The organism is Candidatus Baltobacteraceae bacterium (assembly GCA_036559195.1).
GTDB lineage: Bacteria > Vulcanimicrobiota > Vulcanimicrobiia > Vulcanimicrobiales > Vulcanimicrobiaceae > JALYTZ01.
In genome coordinates, this window is the sequence record DATBTN010000034.1 from 1 (window position 1) to 5297 (window position 5297).

Annotated in this window: 6 protein-coding genes; 2 read left to right on the forward strand and 4 right to left on the reverse strand. The window is 62.7% G+C overall.

Annotation, left to right across the window (positions count from 1 at the left end; translation table 11 throughout):
- Positions 1–248: 248 nt before the first annotated feature.
- Both VIG32_03820 and VIG32_03825 read right to left on the reverse strand, forming a co-directional pair.
- Positions 249–1601: an NAD(P)/FAD-dependent oxidoreductase gene (locus VIG32_03820; protein ID HEY8297132.1), complete on the reverse strand. Its 1353-nt coding sequence runs from the start codon at positions 1599–1601 to the stop codon at positions 249–251.
- Between the two features lies 1 nt (position 1602).
- Positions 1603–2043, reverse strand: a complete 441-nt coding sequence (locus tag VIG32_03825) for a GreA/GreB family elongation factor (GenBank protein HEY8297133.1) — start codon at positions 2041–2043, stop codon at positions 1603–1605.
- A gap of 57 nt (positions 2044–2100) precedes the next feature.
- On the opposite strand from VIG32_03825, the gene VIG32_03830 reads away from it, so the two are divergent.
- On the forward strand, positions 2101–2943 hold the full coding sequence (locus VIG32_03830) for a serine hydrolase (protein HEY8297134.1): 843 nt from the start codon (positions 2101–2103) through the stop codon (positions 2941–2943).
- A gap of 266 nt (positions 2944–3209) precedes the next feature.
- On the opposite strand, the gene VIG32_03835 is transcribed toward VIG32_03830, so the two are convergent.
- Positions 3210–3482, reverse strand: a complete 273-nt coding sequence (locus VIG32_03835) for a high-potential iron-sulfur protein (protein ID HEY8297135.1) — start codon at positions 3480–3482, stop codon at positions 3210–3212.
- 56 nt (positions 3483–3538) lie between these two features.
- Positions 3539–3913, reverse strand: coding sequence for a hypothetical protein (locus VIG32_03840; GenBank protein ID HEY8297136.1), 375 nt, complete (start codon positions 3911–3913; stop codon positions 3539–3541).
- A 302-nt stretch (positions 3914–4215) separates the two neighbouring features.
- Here VIG32_03840 and VIG32_03845 point away from each other — a divergent pair.
- A partial coding sequence (locus VIG32_03845; GenBank protein HEY8297137.1) for a GGDEF domain-containing protein occupies positions 4216–5297 on the forward strand: 1082 nt, incomplete at its 3' end.

Consider the following 5297-nt stretch of genomic DNA (forward strand, 5'->3'; position numbering starts at 1 on the left):
GGAACCTCGATGAGCACCATAAGCGGCGTAACCCTCAAGCAGCTCGAGGACGGCCATTACGCGATCAACGTGCACGACGCGAAAAACCCCAAACGCTACGTCTCGTGCGGCGATCTCTAAACCCTAAGCCCTAAAAAAACAACGAAAAAAAGGGAGCCGTCAAACAACGGCTCCCTTTTGACAATGACGCGACAATAACGCTTTGTCATCCTGAGCCTGTCGAAGGACGAGCTTGTCGAAGGACGGCGTCAATCGAACATGTATTGCAGGTCGGAGGCGCCGCTGGGGTAGGCGAAGAGGGCTTCGGAGATGTCGCTGGCCTTCATGCGGTGACGAATTGCTAGCGCGAGGACGTTGATTTGTTCGTCGGCGTACGAACTTAAGATGTGGGCGCCGAGAATCCGGCCCGTTTCCTTTTCTACCAACACCTTGTAGTACGCCGCTTCCTCGGCGAGGCGGCGACTCGAATACCATTGCGTCATATCGCCGCTGCGAACGTCGAACGCGAGGCCTTGCTCCGTCGCTTTCGCTTCGCTCAACCCCACCGACGCGAGCGTCGGAATCGCGTACACGCAACTCGCCAAACCGCTGAAATCCATCGTGCGCTTGTTGCCGCTCAGCAGATTCGCGGCGACGGTTTCGCCCTCGTCGCCCGCGACCGGGGTGAGCGGCGCGCCGCCGCCGTCGGCGCAGTCGCCCGCCGCGTAGACGCGCGGGTTACTCGTACTTTGCAAAAACTCGTTGACGCGAACGCCGCGCTTCGTGCGCTCCACGTTCGCACGTTCGATATCGAGGCCCTCGAGGTTCGGCGCGCGCCCCGCTCCGTGGATCGCGGCGTCGGCCGGAAATTCCAGCGTCTTGCCGTCGTTGGATTGCGCGATGACGACGACGTCCGCACCGCGCCGCTCGATACGCGTGACGCGCGCGTTGAGCTGCAACTCGATGCCGAGCTCGCGAGAGTACGCGACCAAACGATCGACGAGATCTGCGTCGAACTGTTCGAGCGGGCGCGCTCCGGCGTGCACGATTCGCACCTTCGCGCCGGCACGAACGGCGAGGTGTGCGAACTCGAACGAGATGTATCCGCCGCCCACGAAGGTCAATCGCTCCGGCAGCCGTTCCAAGTCGAGGAAATCGGTGCTCGTAAGCAACAGGTCGTCGCCGGGCGCTACCGGCGCGGGGCGCGCGCCGGTAGCGAGCACGACGTGTTCGGCGCGTACCGTTTCGCCGCCGATATCGAGCCGCTCGCCATCGAGAAATTTCGCGTGCGCGCGAAACGTCGCGATGCCGGCTTCTTTGAGAGTCGCTTCGCGTTTGGCCGGAACCGGATCGGTGAACGTGTGTTTGAAGCGCATGAGATCGCTCCACTCCAGCGCGGGCGCGCGATCGATCACGCCGATCTTCGCCATGCGACGGCCCCAGTCGACGAGCGTTGCCGCACCGACGAGCACTTTCTTGGGGTCGCAGCCGCGAAGTTGGCAGGTTCCCCCGAACGGCAGTTCGTCGACGACCGCGACGCTCCAGCCGGCCTTGCGGCACGTCTGCGCGACGGTCGTGCCGGCCGAACCGCTGCCGATGACGACTAGATCGAACGAACTCACCTTAGCGATACTCGATACCGAGAACGCGAACCGATAAGTCGCCGGCGGGACGCCTCCAAATAGCGCGGTCGCCCGTGCGCTTATCGAGCAGCGCCTGCGCGAGCGGCGAGATCCAGCTGATGCTTCCGTGCAGCGGGTCGGCTTCGTCTTCGCCGACGATCGAGTAGATATGCGTCGAGCGATCCGGCTCCTCGATCCGAACGGTCGCGCCGAAATTCACGCTTTCGGTGGGTTGCTCGCGGGGATCGACGACGATGGCCGACTCGACGCGCGACTCGAGGTGCTCGATCTGGCTCGCCTCACCCGCCGACCGCGCGCGCGCGAGCCGCTCGCGCAACTGCTCGAGACCCTTGGGCGTCACGTAGTTCGGGTGATCGGTCTGGGGAACGGCGAGCGGCTTGTCGGGCATGCCGTCATCGTCTTTTACAAAAGCGCGACTCATCGCTCCATTATACCCAAACCCAGCCGGGAACGACCGGGTGAGCGCGAAGCACCGGGGATGAAGCTCTCCGTCGAGGCGGCGGCCGCCTACGCGCAGCGGCACAAACCCAACGCCCTGCTCGTTCTCTCGCACGGGGAGCCGCTCGCCGAGAGCTATGGAGCCGGCTTCGACGAGGCCACCCCGCATGCGCTCTACAGCGGCACGAAGGCTTTCTGGGGCGTGACCGCCATCACCGCGCAAAACGACGGGCTGCTCTCGATCGACGAACGCGTCGCCGAGACGTTCGACGCGTGGGCTTCCGACGCACGCAAGGCGACGGTGACGCTTCGGCAGTTGCTCCAGCTCAACAGCGGGATCGGATTCGGCGGCCTCGGCAGCGCCGTCCCGGGATACGAGCGCGCGCTCGCGGTCGAGCTGAAGAACGATCCGGGAACGGTTTTCACCTATGGTGGAATCCCGCTGCAAGTATTCGGCGCGGTGCTCGCACGCAAACTCGCGTCGCGCAACCTCACGCCGCACGCGTATCTGCGCGAGCGGGTTCTCGACCCGATCGGCGTACGCGTCGCCTCCTGGCGCACGCTCAAGGACGGGACGCAGCCGCTGCCGACCGGCGCATTTTTAACCGCCCGCGAGTGGGCCAAGTACGGCGAATTCGTGGCGCGCAACGCCGCCTCGCTCGCACCGTGTTTCACCGCCGCGAGCACCAACCCGCGCTACGGATTGACGTGGTGGCTCGCACCGCCGGGTGCGCCAAGCGATCTGGTCTACGCAAGCGGCGCGGGCGGACAAGCGCTCTACGTCGTACCGTCGATCGATCTCGTCGTCGTGCGCTTCGGCGCCAACGCCTCGTTCAAACACGAAGCATTCTTAAAACGCCTCTTCAGCGAAACCGCCCCATAGCGTAACCCGCCCTGCGACATGGCCCGTCCTTCGACAAGCTCAGGATGACAAGGGGGGGGGCGCGCATTTTTGTCATGCTGAGCTTGTCGAAGCACGACCTTGTCGAAGCACGAGCTTGTCATGCTGAGCTTGTCGAAGCACGACCTTGTTGAAGCACGTGCCACGCCCCATGGTTCGACAAGCTCACCATGACAAATGCCGCCCGCGCTTGTCATGCTGAGCTTGTCGAAGCACGAGTTTGTCGAAGCGGCGGGGGCGGTGGGCGACTAGTGTTTGGCGGTGTAGGCTACGCACCAGCCGTTGGGGCTGATCGAGCCGGCTACGACTTTGCATTGTCCCATCGCCGAGGCGTGTTTGCCCGGGATGAAGAGCGAGCAGCCGCTGCACTTCGCGCTGCCTTTTGGATGGCTCTGGTACTTAAATTGCGCCTTCGACGATTTCGCGTCGGCGGTGTCGGTCGTTTCGATGATCGCCGCGGCGAGTGCCGGTAGGACGATCAGGGATTTGAGCGCGTCGGAGCGAGTAAACTTGCGATCCATTCGTGCGAACCTCCCGTAACGATTGCGTGCGTGCAGAATGTATTGGAGCGGAAACCTTAGCGGTCCTCGTCCTCGTCGTCTTCGATGCCTTCGAGGGTGATCGGCGGATTGAGAACGTGCGTGACGTCGCCGAAAAGAATGACGCTGCCGCGTTCGGCGTCGACTTCCACTTGCTCTACGGCAAACCAGGCGACGGGCTCGTCGTCCGGATCGGCATGGCGCTCGTCGTCCTCGTCCTCGGGCAGGTAAACGAACTCGAGAAGGCCGGAGTCGGTAAACGCGCGCGCGATTGCGGCGACGATTTCGAGCGTGCTCGCATCGGCGGTCTCTTCGTCCTGCGCTTTGCGCAACAACGCGAGCAGTTCGGGCGAGAGATGTTTCTTAACCTGGGTCGCTTCGAGCGCGTCGGTCTCGGCATCGTCATTGTGCATGCCCTGCTCTTTCCACCCGGCGGCCCGTCACCTGTCTTAGCGCAAGGAGACGGTCGATTGTTAAGCCTTGGTTATGCGGCGCCAAAATCGTCCGCATTTTATGAGCCGAAGGTTTCATCCTTAGCCAACCGCCTAGGGCTTGGGACCTCGAAGGCGCTATTCTAGGGAAGCATCATGGATGATATGGGCACAACGAGTCGTCGCCGTCCTTATGGCACCGGCGGTACCGTCATTTGTTAAACGTAGCGAGTTCGCAGTTTAACCCGAGACAACGCCGCGCTGCAGTATTTGCAGCGAAGGTCTTGTTATACGTTACGGTGCTCGGAACGTTGCCCGTATTGCTGCGGCCGATCTCGCCCGCCACGTACTCCACGTTTACGACCGGTGTCGACTTCGCCGCTCTTTCGCTTACGGCGGTCATGCTCTTCGGTCACCTGCGCACCAACCGCGGCGTACCGTTCGCGATGCTCTTTGCGACGTATTTAACGATGGGCGTGCTCGCCGTCGCCCAGCTCGTTTTCCCGCTCGAATCGCGCGGCCTGGTGGCCAGCTCGCTCGTAGCCTTCCCGCTGGGCATTCTACTCTACGTTACGTTCGAACGCTTGATCGGAAGTCGCGGCGATAGCTCGGAGCGGGCGCTGCGAATCGTCGGTTTTTTGTGTGCCGCCCTGTTGTCGTTCTCCGCACTCGTCTTCGGTTTCTCGGCTCTCGAACGATCGACGGCGCTTTTCGCGATCGGCGTCGTGCTGCTGCACGCGCTCGCGCTCACGATCGCACTAACCTGGGCGAGCAAACGTACCAGCCTGCGGCTCTGGCTTCTCGTCGCGCTCTGGGCTTCCGCGCTGGAAGCCGCGCTCTTCGCTATCGTCGGTTCGCACAATTTCCCGCTCAGCCGCTACGCGTCGTCGATCGACGCGCTGATCGCGTGCACGACGGTGCTATTGAGCGTTCTCTCGGAGACGACCGTGCTTTACGGGCGGCTGGCGAATCTCGCGTCGCACGACGATCTGACGGGGCTCCCCAACCGGCGCGCCTTCGACGAGCGTTTCGATTACGTCCTCTCGCACGCACACCGCCACGCGAGCACCGTTACGATGATGGTCATCGACATCGATTTCTTCAAAGCATTCAACGATCGGTACGGTCACCTGCGCGGCGATCAGGCACTGCAGGAAGTGAGTCAAGCGATCATGAGCTGTCTGGGTCGCAAGACCGATATGGTCGCGCGATTCGGCGGTGAAGAATTCGTCGTGCTCTTAGGCGCCTCCACCGAGGCGGGCGCGACCGAGTTCGCCGAACGCATTCGCGTTGCGGTGAAAAATCGCAAGCTGCCGAATCCCGATTCGAACTTCGGCGTGATTACGGTGAGCATCGGCATTGCGTC

Excerpts from the sequence above, each read along its gene's own strand:
- VIG32_03825 (HEY8297133.1), bottom strand. The coding sequence starts at position 2,043 with ATGAGTCGCGCTTTTGTAAAAGACGATGACGGCATGCCCGACAAGCCG.
- VIG32_03830 (HEY8297134.1), top strand. The coding sequence starts at position 2,101 with ATGAAGCTCTCCGTCGAGGCGGCGGCCGCCTACGCGCAGCGGCACAAA.
- VIG32_03835 (HEY8297135.1), bottom strand. The coding sequence starts at position 3,482 with ATGGATCGCAAGTTTACTCGCTCCGACGCGCTCAAATCCCTGATCGTC.
- VIG32_03840 (HEY8297136.1), bottom strand. The coding sequence starts at position 3,913 with ATGCACAATGACGATGCCGAGACCGACGCGCTCGAAGCGACCCAGGTT.